The following is a 17,973-nucleotide window of genomic DNA, read 5'->3' on the forward strand; positions in this document are numbered from 1 at the left end:
ATTCACCAAATAATTCGTGAATTCGTGGCTAATTTATTTTGATTTTTTTAAAACTATTTATCGAAACAATCAATAATTTGATAAGCAACACGCAATGCATCTGTTGCCTGCTCTAGTGTTACAACTGGAGTTGTATTATTGTTAATTGCATCTGCAAATGAATTTAATTCATCTAAGATCGCGTTGTTTTGTTCAACATCAGGATTAGTAAAATAAATTTGTTTTTTAACTCCTTCGGCATTTTGAAGAATCATATCAAAATCTCCAGGAACTTCTGGTGCATCTTTCATACGGACTACCTCACATTTTTTCTCTAAAAAGTCAACAGAAATATAAGCGTCTTTTTGAAAGAAACGTGATTTGCGCATGTTTTTCAATGAAATTCTGCTTGCCGTTAAATTGGCAACACAGCCATTTTCAAACTCAATTCTGGCATTGGCAATATCTGGAGTATCACTTATCACAGATACACCGCTTGCATGAATATCTTTTACCTTTGAATTAACAACGCTTAAAATAGCATCAATATCATGAATCATTAAATCTAAAACCACAGGAACGTCCGTACCACGCGGATTAAATTCTGCCAAACGATGTGTTTCTATAAACATCGGATTTTCAATCATGTTTTTCGTAGCAATAAAAGCGGGATTAAAACGCTCTACGTGACCTACTTGCCCTTTTACATTGTATTCATTTGCTAAAGTGATAATTTCTTCGGCTTCTTCTACAGTGTTTGCGATTGGTTTTTCAATAAAGATATGTTTTCCTGATTTTATGGCAACTTTAGCACATTTATAGTGTGAGAGAGTTGGAGTTACAATATCAATCACGTCGACAGCGTGAATGAGTTTTGCAATTGTACTGAAGTTTTTGTAGCCAAACTCTTTTGAGATTTTTTCGGCATTTTCTTGATTTTCGTCGTAAAATCCAACTAATTCGTATTTGTCAGATTGTTGTAATAAGCGTAAATGTATTTTACCAAGATGACCAGCACCTAAAACTCCTACTTTTAACATGAGAATGTATTTTAAACAAAAATATAATTTATTTGTTTAACGTGAAAATGAATTCATCTAATTGTGAGTTATGAATTGTGAATTGTAAATTATTTGCTGTCACTTTTGATTTTCGACTTTTGACTTTTGAGTGTATTAATTTATTATTTAAAAATCAATATTTGAAATCCTGTTTTGTTTCTTATTTTTGCGAAAATAAAACCTACCCATTTTGAAAGACACTGCCAAACATCAAGGACTTCGTAATCAATTAGTAACTACTTTAGAGCAGAAAGGAATTACTGATAAAGCGGTGCTGGATGCGATAAAAAAAATCCCGAGACACCTTTTTTTAAATTCAAGTTTTGAAGATTATGCTTATCAAGATAAGGCTTTTCCTATTGGAGCAGGGCAAACTATTTCCCAGCCATACACAGTTGCTTTTCAATCACAATTGTTAGAAGTAAAAAGAGATCATAAAGTTCTTGAAATCGGAACTGGTTCTGGTTATCAGACTGCTGTTTTGTTTATGCTTGGAGCTAAAGTGTATACTGTTGAAAGGCAAAGTGAATTATTTAAAACAACATCAAACTTATTTCCAAAATTAAATATTCGTCCTAAGCATGTTACATTTGGAGATGGATATAAAGGATTGCCAAATTTTGCACCGTTTGACAGTATTATAGTTACAGCGGGTGCGCCTTTTATTCCACAGCCTTTAATGGCACAATTGAAAATAGGAGGGAGATTGGTTATTCCGTTAGGAGAAGATGTTCAGATTATGACTTTATTGATTAGAAAGAACGAAACTCAATTTGAAAAACATGAATTTGGAGAATTTAGATTTGTTCCTCTATTAGAAGATAAAAATTAATGAGAAAGCCCAGTTTTAGCTGGGCTTTTTTATTTTTCGATTAATTGTATCGCTCTTTTTAAATTTTCTTTTTCGATTCGAATGATATAATTAATAAAAATTGATTTGTCATTCTGAATCTGACTTTCCTCCAAAATAGAGAAATATTCATCGATACTCTTTTGATTTTCGTCAATTGTAACGTATGTATAATTATGTTGGATTAAAATCCAGTTTAATGCTAAGTTTGCCATTTGCAGATTTCCATTTTCAAAAGGTTTAATTTCAGCTATTTTTAGATGAGCTTCAGAAGCGAGAATTATAGGGTGCAAATTGTTTTTTTGTGATTCATACCAATTAAAAAATAAATTCATTTCGCGTATAATAAGTGCATCATTGATATATTTTCCAGAACTTTCAGATTCAAATCCTTTAAAAAGAAAAGTGTGAAGCAAAAGAAAATCTTTTTCATTTAATGCCGTTTTCTTTTGAATTAGATCTTTAATGTAAAATGTTGCTTCTTGAAAATTAATAGCTTCAAGATGATTTTGCATGCTTTTTCCAGAAATGGTTAATCCTTCATTTAAAACTAGTTTAGTTTCTTCTAATGTTAATGGATTCTTGTTTAAATGGATACTTTTAAATATAAATTCTAATTCTAAAGTTTTTGAAATCTGACGGAGCTCAAAATGATTAAAGGAGTGGATTTTATTTTTTAAGATTTCAATTTCATCTAAAATATTTTGAATAGAAGATATTATAGCGGAATTGATTTCTTTTTTGTTATTTTGAATTTCTTGTTCAGCTAATATTAAAGCTTTCAGTGCAAATTCTTCATCACCAATTTCATAAAGAATCTTTTCTTTAAGCCAGGTAATCATTAAAGTTTCATAATCAATCTCTAAAAGCTGAGATAGTTTAATAACCTGATCTTTGGTTGGTTTTCGTGTTCCAGATTCAAATTTACTGATCAATGCCTGATCGATTCCGGCAAGCTGAGCCAATTCTCTCGTTTTTAGTCCTTTTTGTTCTCTTGCATTTTTTAAAAGTGATTTCATTTTTGATGAAATTTAAAGTCTTGACAAAAATGGTCATTTGTTTAGTCATAAAAAAAAGCAGCATTTAAGCTGCTTTTTGTTTCTCTTATTTTGGAGGTAATGAGCCGTCTTTTCTCATTTCTTTTACAACTGCCTGCATTATGGCATCTACAGTTTGTCCTACATCGGTTACGTAATCTGATCTTGTGGTTCCGGTCCAGATTAATTTGTTTTCTTTTAGCGAAAAAATATTGGTTTCTACCATGTAATAAGTTGTTTCCTGATAATATCCCGGATCGTAGAAAGCCGGTGAATACATTCCGTACCAGTTTCCAAAACCGTATCCGTACATTCCTGAATATAAGCCATCAAAGCCTCCATAATACATTCCCGTATAACTTCCGGGAACGTAGGTAGTTTCTTTTTCAGTACTTACTAAACGCATCGTGACAACTCCATCAAAGTTTTCATCTTGAAGGATTTTTAATTTTTGTTCCTGCGTAAGCTGTTTGGTAGTTTCGTTTAAATATTGGTAGGAAGTTTTAAAAATAGGATTGCTTGCAGCGATTCTGTTTTCGGCAATTCTTCTTGAAGCTTCGTCTTTAACAAGGGCAACTACTAAGACTTTTTTAAAATGTTCCTGAGCAACTGTTATTTTTGGATCTCTCCAGCTGTTTACAATAGTTGTATTACTGCCGCAGCTTGAAAGTGACAGAATTACAATGAGTAGAATTAAGTACTTTTTCATATTTTACAGTTATATTGTTTGTAGTAAAAATAACTATAAAATTTTGATAAACACAGATTTAAGGAATTAAATCTGTGTTTAGTTATATGCTTTTTTAATTCTGTCTAAGTCGCGTTTTGTATCCTGCTCTTTTAGAGATTCACGTTTGTCGTAGTTTTTCTTTCCTTTACAAAGACCAATCTGCAGTTTTGCAAGACCTTTTTCATTGGTAAACAATTTTAAAGGCACAATAGTAAGACCTTTTGCCTGAACACTTTTATGAAGGTTTTTTAATTCTTTTTTATTCAAAAGCAATTTTCGTTCACTTCTTGATTTATGGTTGAATTGATTCCCAAATGAATATTCCTCTATATAAGTATTGATTGCAAAAAGTTCCATCCCGCTGAATTCGCAGAAGCTTTCTGTAATATTCGCTTTTCCTAAACGTATCGATTTAATTTCGGTTCCTGCCAAAACAATTCCGGCAGTATAGGTGTCGATTATTTCGTAATCAAACCGGGCTCTTTTATTAAGTATATTGACTGATTTTAACATGGGTACAAAAGTAAGAAAATTGCAGGAATATAAACTGCTCAAATATAATTAAAGATTTTTTTTAATCTATGATTTTAATCATCCTTCTCAAAAATGCTTACAAGTAAGTTTGTCCTGTAATTCAAAAACAAATTTATAATGAAAAAAATTGTAACATTAGTCAGTATTGTGTTAATGGGCTTAACCGCTAAGGCTCAGGATTCAGCTCAAGGACTAAAAGGAGCTTGGTTTGCAACCTCTCAATTCGGTTATCAGCAGACAAAAACTGCAGACGAAAAAAATACGAGTTTATCTGTACTTCCAATCGTGGGTACATTTGTAACTCCATCTGTAGCCGTTGGAGCAGGATTTGGATTAATTAACATCAAAGCCGAGTCAAATGCAGGCACAGCTGCAAAAACAGATTTAATTGTTATTCAGCCTTTAGTTAGAAAATATTGGAATGTAGCTGGTTCATTGTACTTCTTCGGACAGGCAGCGATACCAGTTATTACCGGAAAAGAAAAAGAAAGCGAGTTAAAAGTTAATCAGGTAGGATTATCAGTATCAGGAGGTTTTGATTATTTCATTACAAAAAACTTCTCTGTAGAGTTCTCTTACGATTTGGCTAATTTTACTTCTACGACTCTAGAGCCTAAAAATGGAGAAAAAACGACTGTTACAAATTTTGGATTGGCGCATGTTGCAAATGTTGACCCATTTTACAATACAGCTTTAGCAGGAAGTAATCCAAATTTAACTTCTCCGCTTTCTTTTGGATTTAAATTCATATTCTAATTTAGCGGATTGTTTTAGGTCAATTCCGTAATTTTGCAAAAAAGACCGTGCTTTTTTAAGTACGGTCTTTTAGTATTATTTAATATATAAATTAAAATGGAAAGCAAATCTAAAGATCCGCTTCACGGAATTACACTTCAAAAAATTGTTGAAACTCTTGTAGATTATTATGGTTTTGATACTTTAGGAGAATTAATTCCAATTAAGTGTTTTATATCAAATCCAAGCGTGAAATCGAGTCTTACTTTTTTAAGAAAAACAGATTGGGCAAGAAAGAAAGTGGAAGATTTGTATATAAAATCACTTCCTAAATTCAGCTGATTTACAATTTATAAGAAATCATCACACCCCCGCGGTACGGAAGCCATTCGCCGCTTTTATTGTAGTTAGGGGCTTTTTCATATCTTCCGGGAGTACCATCATTATAATATCCATGATAAAAACCTTGGTGCCAGCCGCCGCCAACAAAAATATCAAGTAAAAATTTATCGCTGAGTTTTACATTATAACCAACTGTAGCGCCTAGTCTATAACCAAAACCATCTTCATATTTGTTACTGTCCCAGTAATTCCATTTTTGAAGTTCATATTTATCAGCACCTACATGACCTCCGACATAAAAACCATTGTATTTTTCTTTAAAATGGTAACGGATTTCTGGAGTTGCCGTATAAAATTTCATAGGAGAATGACCATCAAATGATTCCCAAAAAGATGCCATAACGTCAAAACTAAAAGTTGTTTTTTCGCCAATACTGGTTTCAACCCCAATATTTGGTACACCAACTAAAGCTGTTACACCATTAAATTTGATAAAAGTCTGGCTTTGTAATTGAATAGATACAAGAAGAACGGTAAGGGCGAATATTTTTTTCATGGTATTTTAAATCGCAGGGAATAATTTATTTTGGCGCAAATATAACTTAACTAAAATCTTAGTATTAAAGATTAACGGACTTTTAACAGGATTATTTTGGTCAGAAATAATTATGTTTTTCTAATTATTTAGTAATGAGTAAATTACTTTGTCAAGGAATTTTCCTTCCCAAAATTCGGCTTCTCTTAAATGAGCTTCTTTAACAAAGCCGCATTTTTGTAAAACTTTTTCTGATGCGTAATTTTCAGGATCAATCACAGCTTCAATAGAATGTAATTTTAAATTTTCAAAACCATATTTTAGCAATACATTTACTGCTTCGGGAATAATTCCTTTTCCGTGAAAATCTGGAGACAGCATATAGCCAATTTCGGCGCGGTAATTTTCAGGCTGCATTCTGTAATAGCCAATTATTCCTAAAAGTTTAGGATTATCTTTTAAAGTTATTGCCCAATTTATACCAATATTTGTTTCAATTTTTTCTTCGATCATCGCAATGTGCTGCAAGGCATCTTCATTGTCTTTTACTAATGGTCTTGGAATGAATTTCATAGTTTCAGGATTCGATCTCAATTCGAATACTTCGTTAACGTCATCATTTGTAATTCTTCTTAAAAGCAAACGCTCAGTTTCAATTACAGGAAATGGATTAAAATTGAATTCTAACATTATGATACTATTTTAATACTAAATTGAGAATGGAAAGATTGATCGATTTCTAAAACTAAAATACCTTCTTTTTTAAATAAATCACCCGAATTATCTGCAGTGTCTGAGTAGCCAAACCATGGTTCAATACAAACAAAAGGCGCCTGGTCTTTTGTCCAGATTCCTAAGCTTGGAAAATCTTCAAAATCAACCTGAACGTAAGTTTTTTTATTTTCAAGTATAGTTAATGAATTTGATTCTAGTGTTTTAAAAACCAAAGCATCATTTTCAAAAAGTTTATAAGTTAACGGAACGACATTTTCTGTAGTTTTTAGAGTTTCAGTTTTATTTGAAATTAGATCATTCTCTAAAAGATTATACTTTAAAGGTTCTTGTTTTTCAAATTTAAAAGAATAGTTCTCGAAATTTTCAGGAAGCGCAATTGCCGGATGTGCTCCAATAGAAAATGGCATTTTAGTTTCACCTTTATTAATTACGATATATTCTATGTTTAAAGAAGTGTTTTCAAGCGTATAAATAAGCTGTAATTCAAATTCGAAAGGGTATTTTTTTAAGGTTTCGGCATTTGATTCTAACGAAAAAACGGCACTATTTCCTGTTTTCTCAACCAATTTGAATTCCATATCTCTTGCAAAACCATGTCTTGACAGCTGATATTCTTTTTTGTCAATAGTATAAGTATTGTTCTTTAATGTACCTACAATTGGAAACAAAACAGGTGAGTGTTTACCCCAAAAATCAGGATTTCCTTCCCAGATATATTCTTTGTTTTGATTGTCTTTTAAAGAAAATAATTCTGCTCCTGCATGTTTGATTGAAGCTTTAAGTATTGAGTTTGATATTGTTGTATCCAAAATAGTAGAATTGAAATAGAATTAAGTTTTAAATCGTGATGTAAATATATTTTATAAATTTTGTTTTTTAGGAAAAATACTCTGAATTATTTTTTTAATAAAATTTTGCTAAAATTAAATTTAAGCTTAGCTATTCCTCTGCAAATAGCTTTTTTTTTCATTAATTTGCTACATAAACAGCTAAAAAATATGAAAAAGCAATCTGCAAAAGCCATACTAACCGCGGCTTTATTTTTTGGGATTTCTTCAGTCTGGGCGCAGCAAACGTCTCCGGCGGCAACAGCAAATCCGGTAAACAATTATAATTATCACGATGCCTTTGGTCCGCATTTTTATACAAAAAATGGAACAACGACCCGTACAGCAAGCGGTCAGCCGGGAGCAGAATACTGGCAGAACAGAGCCGATTATCAAATCACAGCAAAATTAAATGGTACTACAAATGAAATTGTAGGTACAGATGAAATTACATATACTAATAATAGCCCTGATAAGTTAGGTTTTCTTTGGCTGAATTTAGATCAGAATTTATTTAAAGAAGATTCTAGAGGAAACGCTGTTGTGCCATTGACAGGAAGCCGTAACGGAGCTCAAGGGCAGGTTTTTGACGGAGGAAACAAAATTAAATCTGTAAAAGTGATTTCCGGAGGAAAAAACAAAACAGAAGTTGCAGCAAAATATATCGTTACAGATACTAGAATGCAGATATTTCTTCCACAGGAATTAGCAGCAAAAGGAGGTTCTGTAAAAATTAAAATCGAATTTTCATTCATCGCTCCATTTGAAGGTTCTGACAGAATGGGGGTTTTGGAAACTAAAAACGGAAAAATCTTTACAATTGCGCAATGGTATCCTCGTATGTGTGTGTACGATGATGTACGCGGTTGGAACACGGCTCCTTATTTAGGTGCTTCTGAGTTTTACCTAGAATATGGTGATTTTGATGTAAAATTGACAGTTCCGGGGAATCATTTTGTAGTTGCTTCTGGTGAATTAATAAATGGTCAGGAAGTATTTTCTGCAGATCATTTCAAAAAATATAAAGATGCTGCAAACAGCGATAAAACAGTAACAATTCGTTCTGAACAAGAAGCAAATTCGGCTTCAAATGCAAATGCAGGAACAGAAAAAACATGGCATTATAAAATTAAAAATGCACGTGATTTTTCTTGGGCATCATCTCCTGCTTTTATCTTAGATGGAGCAAAAATTAATCTTCCAAGCGGAAAAAAATCTTTAGCATTATCTGCTTATCCTGCAGAAAGTGCCGGACAAGGCGCTTACGGACGTTCTACTGAATATGTAAAAGCATCAATCGAACATTATTCTAAACAATGGTTCGAATATCCTTATCCTGCTGCTACAAACGTGGCTGGAAATGAAGGAGGAATGGAATATCCAGGAATTGTTTTCTGCGGATGGAAATCTAAAGGACAAGATTTATGGGGAGTTACAGACCACGAATTTGGCCATATCTGGTTCCCAATGATTGTAGGTTCAAACGAAAGATTATTCGGCTGGATGGATGAAGGATTTAATACTTTTATTAACTCATTAAGTACAGCTGCTTTTAATAATGGAGAATACAAAGAACCTGCAACAGATTTACACGAGCAGGCTGAACCGTTTACAAGACCTGATTTAGAAACCATTATGAGTTCTCCTGATAATATGAAGGAAGCAAATATTGGTATGTTATGTTACTTTAAACCAAGCGCAGGTCTGGTAATCTTGAGAGAACAGATTTTAGGTAAAGAACGTTTCGATACTGCTTTTAGAACTTATATTGAGCGCTGGGCTTACAAACACCCGCAGCCGGATGATTTCTTTAGGTCTATGGAAAATGTTGCAGGAGAAGACTTAAGCTGGTTCTGGAGAAGCTGGTTCGTAAATAACTGGCGTTTTGATCAGGGAATCAATTCAATTAAATATGTAAAAAATGATCCTGCAAAAGGAGTTATTATTACTGTTGAGAATTTTGATAAAATGCCAATGCCAATTGTCTTAGATGTTAAAACAAAAAGCGGTAAAGTAAGCAGAGTAAATCTTCCTGTAGAAATTTGGCAGCGTAATAACAGCTGGTCTTTCATGCACAATTCTACAGAAGAAATTGAAAGCATCACTTTAGATCCAGATCACGCTTTTCCAGATAATAATGCATCAAACAATGTTTGGACAGCCGGAAAAGGTAAAGTAGAAAAAGACGTAATTTTAGATCCATATTTAGGAATGTTTTCGACTTCAAGAGCACCTCTTAAAATTGAAGTTACAGAGAAAAACAGCACAATGTATTTTGAAATTACAGATTTTCCGAAGTTTTCAGTTAAACCAGTAGAAAACGAAAAAGACACATTTGAGTCTAAAGGAGCTGGTTTAAAATTCAAATACAATGAAGCAAAAACAGGTTTTGATATGATTGTTACAGGGAGTGCACAAGTGATTCCGTTTACAAAAAACTAAATACAAAACTCCAAATAATTTAAACCCGATGGTATTTTTACTATCGGGTTTTTCTTTTGTTTAAACTTTTCAGAGTTTAAAGTTTATTTAGTCAGGTTAGAAAAAAAAGAAAAACTCAGAACCTTAGTAGCTTAGAACCCTTAGCATCTTGAAAAATAACTTTTCATTAAAAAAATGTTAGAATTTTAATTTTTTGTTTTGTAAATAAAAAAAAGATGTACTTTTGCACCGATGAATAAAATAAGTTTACATATAACTTCTTTGTCACGGACAAACTCACCGATTACTTCTCCCGAAGTACGGACACTATTTCTATAGTGTTCACTGAGTTTTATAGCCGTATATTTATTCATATCCATTTTTCATTTTGAAATCACATAATTTGTCCATTGGACAAACATATCCTAAAAGTATTTATTATTTTGTAAATTTTCTTAGTCAAGTTTTTGATTTAGAGAATGTTACTTTTATTTTGCTTAATTTTATTGGATTCAATTCTGGATTTCAAACTAAACAACATGCTTTAATTTTTAACTCTAACTTCAATTATTGAAATGAAGATCTCTATTGTTGTTACCCAGGAAGAACACTTCAAATTCGCACAAGAAATCTGCGATACGATAGAATCATCTGCCTTGTTAAGAGGTACGGGGATTGCTAAAAGAACTCCTGAGTACATTCAGAAAAAAATGTCGAATGGTGATGCGATGATTGCTCTGGCTGATGGAAAATTTGCAGGTTTTTGTTACATCGAAAGCTGGGAACACGGAAAGTTCGTAGCACATTCCGGCTTAATTGTACACCCTGACTATAGAAGTTTAGGATTGGCAAAAAAGATAAAATCAAAAGTATTTGATTATTCTTTGCAGCGATATCCAGATGCAAAAATATTTGGAATTACTACTGGTCTGGCAGTAATGAAAATTAACTCTGATTTAGGCTATAAACCGGTTCCGTTTTCAGAATTAACTACCGATCCAAGTTTCTGGGCAGGCTGTAAAACCTGTACTAACTTCCCAATTTTACAGAGCAAAGAAAACAAAATGTGTCTTTGTACCGGAATGTTATACGACCCAAAAGAAAAACAAAAAACACCGCCGAGACATCCTTTTAATGAGGCTGTTTTAAGCAGACTTAAAAAAATTAAACAGGCTTTATTCTTAAACAAAATATTGTCATTTATTTTTTTATTCAAAATTTAATCAAAAAGAAATCTCAAACTGCTATATACGAAAGTATTAGCCTAAATTATAAAAAATGAAAAAAGTAGTATTAGCTTATAGCGGAGGATTAGATACCTCGTATTGTTTGAAATATTTAAAAAACGAAAAAGGTTATGAAGTTCATACCGTTCTTGTTGATACAGGAGGATTTAGTGCAGAGGAATTATCAGCTATAGAAAAAAGAGCTTACGAATTAGGAAGTGCGCAGCATGCTAACTTAACAATTTTAGATAAATATTACGATAAAGCTATAAAATACCTGATTTTCGGAAACGTATTAAAAAACAATACATACCCATTATCAGTAAGTGCAGAGCGTGTTTTTCAGGCAATTGAAGCTATAAAATATGCAAAAAAAGTAGGAGCAACTGCAATCGCTCACGGAAGTACAGGCGCAGGAAACGACCAAATTCGTTTTGATTTGATTTTCCAGACAATTGCTCCAGAAATTGAAATCATTACTCCAATTAGAGATTTAAAACTTTCAAGACAAGAAGAAGTTGATTATTTAGCTCAAAACGGAGTTCACTATTCTTGGGAAAAAGCACAATATTCTATCAATAAAGGACTTTGGGGAACAAGTGTTGGAGGAAAAGAGACTTTAACTTCTAGCCAGCCATTACCAAGTGAAGCTTATCCATCGCAATTGCAAAAAGAAGGTGAAGAAAAAGTGACTCTTCATTTTGAACAAGGAGAATTAGTTGGTTTAAACGGAAAAACGGACAAACCATCAAATAATATTGTAGCTCTTGAAAAACTGGCAAATGCGTATGCAATTGGTAGAGATATTCACGTTGGAGATACCATTATCGGAATTAAAGGAAGAGTTGGTTTTGAAGCTGCGGCTCCTTTAATTATCATCAAAGCGCACCATTTATTGGAGAAACACACTCTTGGAAAATGGCAGCAATATTGGAAAGAACAATTAGGAAACTGGTACGGAATGTTATTCCACGAAGGTCAGTTCTTAGATCCAGTTATGAGAAATATTGAAACTTTCTTACAAGATACTCAAAAAACAGTAAATGGAACCGTAACAGTTTCATTAAAACCATACCATTTCTCACTTGACGGAATTGAATCTGAAAACGATTTGATGAACACAGGTTTTGGTCAATACGGAGAAATGAACAATGCCTGGACATCTGACGATGCAAAAGGATTTATCAAGATTTTAGGAAATGCACAAAACATATTCTCATCTGTAAACAAATTAGATCATGATTAATGTCGGAATTATTGGTGGTTCGGGCTACACAGCCGGAGAACTCATCAGAATTTTAATGTATCACCCAAAAGTAAACATCGATTTTGTTTACAGTACAACAAACGCTGGAAAGCCGCTTTCTGTGGCGCACCACGATTTGATGGGCGATATCGAAATGAATTTTACGGATGAAATCAATCCAAATGTGAACGTTGTTTTCTTGTGTTTAGGTCACGGAAAATCGATTTCATTTTTGAAAGAAAATCAGTTTGCAAGTCATACTAAAATCATCGATTTAGGAAATGATTTCAGATTGAATAAAGATGCGCATTTTGAAGGAAAAGATTTTGTTTACGGACTGCCTGAGATCAATAAAGCCGAAATCAAAAAAGCAAATTATATCGCAAATCCGGGTTGTTTCGCTACAGCTATTCAATTGGCTTTATTGCCTTTAGCAGAACATAATCTGCTGAATAATGATGTACATATTAATGCAACAACAGGAAGTACTGGAGCAGGAGTAAGTCTTTCAGAAACTTCTCATTTCAGCTGGAGAAACAATAATATGTCGCATTACAAAGCTTTTGAACATCAGCATTTAGGTGAAATCGGAGAAAGTTTAGTTCAGTTGCAGGATGATTTTGACAGCGAATTGCTTTTTATTCCAAACAGAGGAGATTTCCCAAGAGGAATTTTTGCAACCTTATATACATTATGTGATGATAGTTTGGAACAATTAGTTGCAAAATATGAAGAGTTCTACAAAAATGAGCCTTTTGTAACCATTACCACAACCAACATCAACATGAAACAAGTGGTGCAGACGAATAAATGTATTATTAGTTTATTGAAAAAAGGAAACCGGGTTCTCATAACATCAATTATCGATAACTTAACCAAAGGCGCTTCAGGACAAGCGATTCAAAACATGAATTTAATGTTCGGTTTAGAAGAAACCACAGGTTTACATTTGAAACCAAGCGGATTTTAATTTTTTAGTTTGCAAGTTTAAAGTTTCAGGTTTCACGTTCTGTGCGTGACTTGAAATGGATACGAAGAAACATAACTAGTTTTAAGGTTTGAAGTTTTAGTTTTCACGTTCAGTGAGTAACTTGAAACATGAAACCTGAAACAAAATAAACAAAACAAAAAATGAACTTATTCAACGTTTACCCATTATACGACATAACTCCAGTAAAAGCAGTAGATTGTACAATTATTGATGACAAAGGAGTAGAATATTTAGATTTATACAGCGGACATGGTGTGATTTCTATCGGACACACACAACCAGATTATGTAGCAAAACTAAAGAATCAATTAGACCATTTAGGTTTTTATTCGAATGCTATTCAGAATCCTTTGCAGGTAGAATTGGCTCAGAAATTAGGAAAACTATCTGGTCTTGAAGATTACGAATTGTTTCTATGCAGTTCTGGTGCTGAAGCCAATGAAAATGCTTTAAAACTAGCTTCTTTTCATAACGGAAAATCAAGAGTTGTGGCTTTTGATAATTCTTTTCACGGAAGAACTTCTGCAGCAGTTGCCGTTACAGATAACAAAAAGATTGTTGCGCCATTAAATGCACAGCAAGAAGTTACGTTTTTACCTTTAAATCAAATCGAATTAGTTGAAGCTGAATTGGCTAAAGGAGATGTTACAGCAGTAATTATCGAAGGAATTCAGGGAGTTGGGGGTTTAGACCAAGGAACAACCGAGTTTTTTCAGGCTTTAGAAAAAGCTTGTAAAAAACACGATGTTGTTTTGATTTTAGATGAAGTACAATCAGGATACGGAAGAAGCGGGAAATTCTTCGCTTTCCAGCATCACGGAATCAACGCTGATATAATTTCAGTTGCGAAAGGAATGGGGAACGGTTTCCCTGTTGGAGCGATTCTAATTTCTCCAAAATTTGAAGCAAGCTTCGGATTATTAGGAACTACTTTCGGCGGAAGCCATTTATCTTGTGCAGCAGGAATTGCAGTTCTTGATGTAATCGAAAAACTTGATTTGCAGAAAAATGTAAATGAAGTTTATGAATATTTCTTAGAGAAAATCAAAGAAGTTGAAGGAATCAAACAAGTAAAAGGAAAAGGATTAATGCTTGGAGTAGAGTTTGATTTTGATGTAGCAGCTTTAAGAAAGAAATTAATCATCGAAAAACACATTTTTACAGGAAGCGCGAACAATAAAAATCTATTAAGAATTTTACCGCCGTTAACGGTGAAAAAAGCTGATATTGATACGTTTGTAAAAGCTTTAAAAGAAAGTTTAGAAGAACTATAATGTTAATTTGTTTAATCGTTTAATTGGCTAAACGAATTACCGATTAAACAGTTAAACGATTAAACCAACTAACCAATTAAACCAAAATAAAATGAAACCATTATCAATTGAAACACGCAATGCGGTTTTGCGGACTATGTCAAAGCTGGTCGAGCAGGAGCGGAATGAGATAATCCTAACCAATCAGGAAGATCTTGCTGATTACGACGGCTCAGATTTAGCGATGGAAGAACGCTTAAAAGTAGATGATAAAAAAGTTGATGAAATGATTTTATCATTAAACCAATTAGCTTCTCAAGAAGATCCCGTTGGTGTTGAGCGTTTTCATTTTACTCATGATAATGGAATAAAAGTGGTCAATAAAACTGCTGCTTTTGGAACGATTTTAATTATTTACGAATCCCGCCCAGATGTTACAATAGAAGCGGGAGGAATTGCCTTTAAATCCGGAAATAAGATTTTATTAAAAGGAGGAAAAGAATCTTTAAAATCAAATTTAAAAATCGTAAGTCTTTGGCACAAAGCTTTAGAAGAAAACGGAGTTTCAAAAGACTGGGTAGAGTATCTGAATTACAACCGAACTGAAACTCAGGCTTTTTTAGAAAAACCAACTCAAAAAGTCGATTTAATAGTTCCAAGAGGCGGAGAAAAACTTATTGAATTTGTAAAAGCGCACGCAACATGTCCCGTAATAGTAAGCGGACGAGGGAATAATTTCGTTTACGTTCATGAAGATGCAGATACTGATTTGGCTTTAAAAGTAATCTTAAACGCTAAAACAGCTAAAATTTCGGCTTGCAATGCTTTAGATAAAGTTTTGATAAGTTCCAAACTTTCAAATTTTGAAGGTTTCGTTGCAATGTTAATTGAAGCTTTAATCGAATCAAAAGTAGAAGTTATTGTAGATAAATCGTTAGAAAATTTCGAAAACACCAAAACTATCGTAAACGAAGACATTTGGTACGAAGAATTTCTGGATTATAAAATCGTAATAGGAACCATCGATTCTCAGGATCATGCAATTGATATGATTAATAAATACTGCGGAGGGCATTCTGCAGCAATTATTACGAGAGATAATGAAGCTGCACAACAGTTTATGGAATCAATAGATGCTGCAGCAGTTTATCAAAATGCTTCAACCCGTTTTACAGACGGCGGACAATTTGGTCTTGGTGGAGAATTAGCAATAAGTACTGATAAATTGCATCAACGAGGTCCAATTGGCCTTCAACATCTCGTGACCAATAAATGGTACGTTTACGGAGAAGGACAGATTAGATAGTTAGACTTTCTTAGATTGTTAGACCTCTTAGAATTTTAGATTGATGATTAACGATTTTTGATTGCAGATTATTGGAATTTGGAATTTTTTATTGAAATTTAACTGTAGACAAAGCTTTGCGAACTTAGCGTTTGTAAACACAAAATATATCAAAAACTTTGCGCCCTTTGCGGTAAAAAACGGTTGCAATACAAAAACTTAGAACCTTAGCACCTTTTAAAAAAAAATGGGTAAGAAACGGATTTTATTAAAAATAGGAAGTAATACTTTAACCAAAGAAACCAATCATATTTCGCGGGGAAAGATTGAAGACCTTGGAATACAGATTGCGGCTTTAAACGACGAATATGAATTTATCATAGTAAGTTCAGGAGCAATTGCAGCAGCAAAGCAGTTTGTGAAACTTGATAATCAGGATAAAGATGTTTTTGTAAAACAGGCTTTAGCTTCAATCGGACAGCCTCATTTAATGCGGATTTACAATGAAAATTTCAAGGATTTAGGATTAAATACTTCTCAGTGTCTGCTTTCTTATTCTGATTTCGAAAAAGAGCAGACCAAAAAGAACATTGTAAATACGATTAATGTATTGGTTAAAAACAATTACATTCCGATTATCAATGAAAATGATACCGTTGCCACAGATGAGATTCGGTTTGGAGATAATGATAAATTAGCGGCTTTAACGGCAGTTCTTTTAAATGTTGATATTCTGATAATTGCCACCAATACAAACGGAATTTATACGAAAGATTCTATTCATGATGAAATTCCAGAAACAATCAAATTGGTAAATGATTTAAAATCACTCGAAAAAGAAATCGGCGAATCAAAATCATCACACGGAACTGGCGGAATGCAATCAAAAATAGAAGCAGCTGGAATTGCAAAAGCAGCTAATATCGAAACTTGGATAGTCAACGGATTAAATGATAATTTTATTTTAAAGGCACTCAAGGACGAAATTCCTTTTACCAAGATTGTGTAAAGAGGTTTAATTGTTTAATCGTTAATTCGATTAATCGATTAAAAGAGAACATTAAAAAAACAAAAATGGATAAAAGTTAGATTTGTTTAAGCAGTAAAACGATTAAACAAATCAACTATTAACCGATTAAACAAAAAAAACAATGAATTATATTTCAATAAAAGATATCGACTCATTATCAAAATGGGTTAAAAGCGCGATCAAAATCAAAAAAGATCCGCTTAAAAATAAAAAACTAGGTAAAAACAAAACCTTAGGAATGTTATTCTTCAATCCGAGTTTAAGAACGCGTTTGAGTACACAAAAAGCGGCTTTAAACTTAGGTATGAACGTTATGGTAATGAATTTTACCAACGAAGGATGGACATTAGAATTTGAAGACGGAGCGGTAATGAATTCTGGTGCTTCGGAGCATATCAAAGAAGCAGCAGAAGTAGTTTCTCAATATTGTGACATTATTGCCATTCGTGCTTTTGCAGGTTTAGTAGATAAAGAAAAAGATTATCAGGAAACTGTAATTTCAGGGTTTTTGAAATACGCTACAGTGCCAATCGTAAACATGGAAAGCGCTGTACGTCACCCATTGCAGTCTTTGGCAGATGCCATTACAATGGAAGAATTTAAAACGAAACACAAACCAAAAGTGGTTCTTTCTTGGGCGCCGCACCCAAAAGCTTTGCCTCAGGCAGTTGCGAATTCATTTGTAGAAATGATGCAAATGCAAAAAGATATGGATTTTGTAATCACACATCCAGAAGGTTACGAACTAAGTCCAGAAATTACAAAAGACTGCAAAATTGAATACGATCAAAATAAAGCTTTTGAAAATGCCGATTTCGTTTACGTAAAAAACTGGAGCAACTTCAACGATTACGGAAAAGTAACCAACAGCGATCCAAATTGGACCGTTACGGCTGAAAAAATGGCTTTAACAAACAATGGAAAATTCATGCACTGTCTTCCGGTTCGTCGTAATGTAATTGTAAGCGACGAAGTTTTAGATGGAGAAAATTCAATCGTAATCGAGCAAGCGAATAACAGAACGTATTCAGCACAATTAGTTTTACAAAAGATTCTTAAAAAAATATAATTTTTGAGGAGCTAAGGTTCTAAGTTTCTAAGATGCTAAGAAACGATGAGCAAAAACCTTAGTACCTTAGAAACTTAGCATCTTAGA

At 33.2% G+C, this 17,973-nt stretch carries 19 protein-coding genes; 11 read left to right on the plus strand and 8 right to left on the minus strand.

Annotated elements, in window-relative coordinates; all coding sequences use genetic code 11:
* Window positions 1-53: 53 nt before the first annotated feature.
* Window positions 54-1,019 (minus strand): Gfo/Idh/MocA family protein, encoded by a 966-nt coding sequence (locus PQ462_RS08685; RefSeq protein WP_274253137.1) that lies wholly within the window; start codon window positions 1,017-1,019, stop codon window positions 54-56.
* Between the two features lie 211 nt (window positions 1,020-1,230).
* Between PQ462_RS08685 and PQ462_RS08690 the strand changes: the two genes are divergently transcribed.
* On the plus strand, window positions 1,231-1,872 hold the full coding sequence (locus PQ462_RS08690; RefSeq protein ID WP_177209989.1) for a protein-L-isoaspartate(D-aspartate) O-methyltransferase: 642 nt from the start codon (window positions 1,231-1,233) through the stop codon (window positions 1,870-1,872).
* Window positions 1,873-1,901: 29 nt separating this feature from the next.
* Here the strand turns inward: PQ462_RS08690 and PQ462_RS08695 are convergent, their stop codons facing one another.
* From PQ462_RS08695 to smpB, 3 genes are all read right to left on the minus strand, one after another.
* A complete protein-coding gene (locus PQ462_RS08695; RefSeq protein ID WP_274253138.1) occupies window positions 1,902-2,909 on the minus strand; it encodes a helix-turn-helix domain-containing protein in 1,008 nt (335 codons plus the stop codon).
* 85 nt (window positions 2,910-2,994) lie between these two features.
* Window positions 2,995-3,636 (minus strand): hypothetical protein, encoded by a 642-nt coding sequence (locus PQ462_RS08700; RefSeq protein WP_012025427.1) that lies wholly within the window; start codon window positions 3,634-3,636, stop codon window positions 2,995-2,997.
* A gap of 78 nt (window positions 3,637-3,714) precedes the next feature.
* Complete coding sequence (gene smpB / locus PQ462_RS08705; RefSeq protein WP_073409225.1) at window positions 3,715-4,170, minus strand: SsrA-binding protein SmpB; 456 nt, start codon at window positions 4,168-4,170, stop codon at window positions 3,715-3,717.
* Between the two features lie 138 nt (window positions 4,171-4,308).
* Here smpB and PQ462_RS08710 point away from each other — a divergent pair, with 138 nt between their 5' ends.
* Together PQ462_RS08710 and PQ462_RS08715 are read left to right on the plus strand one after the other, a co-directional pair.
* Entirely contained in the window at window positions 4,309-4,947 is a 639-nt protein-coding gene (locus PQ462_RS08710; protein WP_149207691.1) for an outer membrane beta-barrel protein, read from the plus strand.
* A gap of 96 nt (window positions 4,948-5,043) precedes the next feature.
* Complete coding sequence (locus PQ462_RS08715; RefSeq protein ID WP_073409227.1) at window positions 5,044-5,268, plus strand: VF530 family DNA-binding protein; 225 nt, start codon at window positions 5,044-5,046, stop codon at window positions 5,266-5,268.
* A 1-nt stretch (window position 5,269) separates the two neighbouring features.
* On the opposite strand, the gene PQ462_RS08720 is transcribed toward PQ462_RS08715, so the two are convergent.
* From PQ462_RS08720 to PQ462_RS08730, 3 genes are all read right to left on the minus strand, one after another.
* Window positions 5,270-5,824 (minus strand): DUF3575 domain-containing protein, encoded by a 555-nt coding sequence (locus PQ462_RS08720; RefSeq protein WP_274253139.1) that lies wholly within the window; start codon window positions 5,822-5,824, stop codon window positions 5,270-5,272.
* 120 nt (window positions 5,825-5,944) lie between these two features.
* A complete protein-coding gene (locus PQ462_RS08725) occupies window positions 5,945-6,493 on the minus strand; it encodes a GNAT family N-acetyltransferase (protein ID WP_274253140.1) in 549 nt (182 codons plus the stop codon).
* The gene (locus PQ462_RS08730; protein WP_274253141.1) at window positions 6,493-7,347 is read right to left on the minus strand and encodes an aldose 1-epimerase family protein; all 855 of its coding nucleotides are present in this window, start codon (window positions 7,345-7,347) and stop codon (window positions 6,493-6,495) included. Before PQ462_RS08730 ends, PQ462_RS08725 begins: the two co-directional genes overlap by 1 nt.
* A 189-nt stretch (window positions 7,348-7,536) precedes the next feature.
* Between PQ462_RS08730 and PQ462_RS08735 the strand changes: the two genes are divergently transcribed.
* The gene (locus PQ462_RS08735; protein WP_274253142.1) at window positions 7,537-9,807 is read left to right on the plus strand and encodes a M1 family metallopeptidase; all 2,271 of its coding nucleotides are present in this window, start codon (window positions 7,537-7,539) and stop codon (window positions 9,805-9,807) included.
* A gap of 185 nt (window positions 9,808-9,992) precedes the next feature.
* Here PQ462_RS08735 and PQ462_RS08740 read toward each other — a convergent pair whose 3' ends face one another.
* The gene (locus PQ462_RS08740; RefSeq protein WP_274253143.1) at window positions 9,993-10,160 is read right to left on the minus strand and encodes a hypothetical protein; all 168 of its coding nucleotides are present in this window, start codon (window positions 10,158-10,160) and stop codon (window positions 9,993-9,995) included.
* Between the two features lie 201 nt (window positions 10,161-10,361).
* Between PQ462_RS08740 and PQ462_RS08745 the strand changes: the two genes are divergently transcribed.
* The 7 genes from PQ462_RS08745 to PQ462_RS08775 all read left to right on the plus strand — a co-directional run bounded on the left by PQ462_RS08745 (window position 10,362) and on the right by PQ462_RS08775 (window position 17,886).
* Window positions 10,362-11,009, plus strand: a complete 648-nt coding sequence (locus PQ462_RS08745) for a GNAT family N-acetyltransferase (protein ID WP_073409231.1) — start codon at window positions 10,362-10,364, stop codon at window positions 11,007-11,009.
* 55 nt (window positions 11,010-11,064) lie between these two features.
* Complete coding sequence (locus PQ462_RS08750; RefSeq protein WP_274253144.1) at window positions 11,065-12,258, plus strand: argininosuccinate synthase; 1,194 nt, start codon at window positions 11,065-11,067, stop codon at window positions 12,256-12,258.
* Window positions 12,251-13,228: an N-acetyl-gamma-glutamyl-phosphate reductase gene (gene argC, locus PQ462_RS08755; protein ID WP_274253145.1), complete on the plus strand. Its 978-nt coding sequence runs from the start codon at window positions 12,251-12,253 to the stop codon at window positions 13,226-13,228. Before PQ462_RS08750 ends, argC begins: the two co-directional genes overlap by 8 nt.
* Before the next feature lie 161 nt (window positions 13,229-13,389).
* On the plus strand, window positions 13,390-14,523 hold the full coding sequence (locus PQ462_RS08760; RefSeq protein ID WP_274253146.1) for an aspartate aminotransferase family protein: 1,134 nt from the start codon (window positions 13,390-13,392) through the stop codon (window positions 14,521-14,523).
* Window positions 14,524-14,614: 91 nt separating this feature from the next.
* The gene (locus tag PQ462_RS08765; protein ID WP_274253147.1) at window positions 14,615-15,808 is read left to right on the plus strand and encodes a glutamate-5-semialdehyde dehydrogenase; all 1,194 of its coding nucleotides are present in this window, start codon (window positions 14,615-14,617) and stop codon (window positions 15,806-15,808) included.
* A 226-nt stretch (window positions 15,809-16,034) separates the two neighbouring features.
* Complete coding sequence (gene proB / locus PQ462_RS08770; RefSeq protein WP_274253148.1) at window positions 16,035-16,796, plus strand: glutamate 5-kinase; 762 nt, start codon at window positions 16,035-16,037, stop codon at window positions 16,794-16,796.
* 142 nt (window positions 16,797-16,938) lie between these two features.
* A complete protein-coding gene (locus PQ462_RS08775; protein ID WP_274253149.1) occupies window positions 16,939-17,886 on the plus strand; it encodes an N-acetylornithine carbamoyltransferase in 948 nt (315 codons plus the stop codon).
* Window positions 17,887-17,973 lie beyond the last annotated feature (87 nt).

Source organism: Flavobacterium sp. KACC 22758 (assembly GCF_028736135.1).
GTDB classification, from domain to species: domain Bacteria; phylum Bacteroidota; class Bacteroidia; order Flavobacteriales; family Flavobacteriaceae; genus Flavobacterium; species Flavobacterium johnsoniae.

Coding starts and splice junctions, on each gene's coding strand:
- PQ462_RS08685 (WP_274253137.1), bottom strand. CDS start 1,019: ATGTTAAAAGTAGGAGTTTTAGGTGCTGGTCATCTTGGTAAAATACAT.
- PQ462_RS08695 (WP_274253138.1), bottom strand. CDS start 2,909: ATGAAATCACTTTTAAAAAATGCAAGAGAACAAAAAGGACTAAAAACG.
- PQ462_RS08700 (WP_012025427.1), bottom strand. CDS start 3,636: ATGAAAAAGTACTTAATTCTACTCATTGTAATTCTGTCACTTTCAAGC.
- smpB (WP_073409225.1), bottom strand. CDS start 4,170: ATGTTAAAATCAGTCAATATACTTAATAAAAGAGCCCGGTTTGATTAC.
- PQ462_RS08710 (WP_149207691.1), top strand. CDS start 4,309: ATGAAAAAAATTGTAACATTAGTCAGTATTGTGTTAATGGGCTTAACC.
- PQ462_RS08715 (WP_073409227.1), top strand. CDS start 5,044: ATGGAAAGCAAATCTAAAGATCCGCTTCACGGAATTACACTTCAAAAA.
- PQ462_RS08720 (WP_274253139.1), bottom strand. CDS start 5,824: ATGAAAAAAATATTCGCCCTTACCGTTCTTCTTGTATCTATTCAATTA.
- PQ462_RS08725 (WP_274253140.1), bottom strand. CDS start 6,493: ATGTTAGAATTCAATTTTAATCCATTTCCTGTAATTGAAACTGAGCGT.
- PQ462_RS08735 (WP_274253142.1), top strand. CDS start 7,537: ATGAAAAAGCAATCTGCAAAAGCCATACTAACCGCGGCTTTATTTTTT.
- PQ462_RS08740 (WP_274253143.1), bottom strand. CDS start 10,160: ATGAATAAATATACGGCTATAAAACTCAGTGAACACTATAGAAATAGT.
- PQ462_RS08745 (WP_073409231.1), top strand. CDS start 10,362: ATGAAGATCTCTATTGTTGTTACCCAGGAAGAACACTTCAAATTCGCA.
- PQ462_RS08750 (WP_274253144.1), top strand. CDS start 11,065: ATGAAAAAAGTAGTATTAGCTTATAGCGGAGGATTAGATACCTCGTAT.
- argC (WP_274253145.1), top strand. CDS start 12,251: ATGATTAATGTCGGAATTATTGGTGGTTCGGGCTACACAGCCGGAGAA.
- PQ462_RS08760 (WP_274253146.1), top strand. CDS start 13,390: ATGAACTTATTCAACGTTTACCCATTATACGACATAACTCCAGTAAAA.
- PQ462_RS08765 (WP_274253147.1), top strand. CDS start 14,615: ATGAAACCATTATCAATTGAAACACGCAATGCGGTTTTGCGGACTATG.
- proB (WP_274253148.1), top strand. CDS start 16,035: ATGGGTAAGAAACGGATTTTATTAAAAATAGGAAGTAATACTTTAACC.
- PQ462_RS08775 (WP_274253149.1), top strand. CDS start 16,939: ATGAATTATATTTCAATAAAAGATATCGACTCATTATCAAAATGGGTT.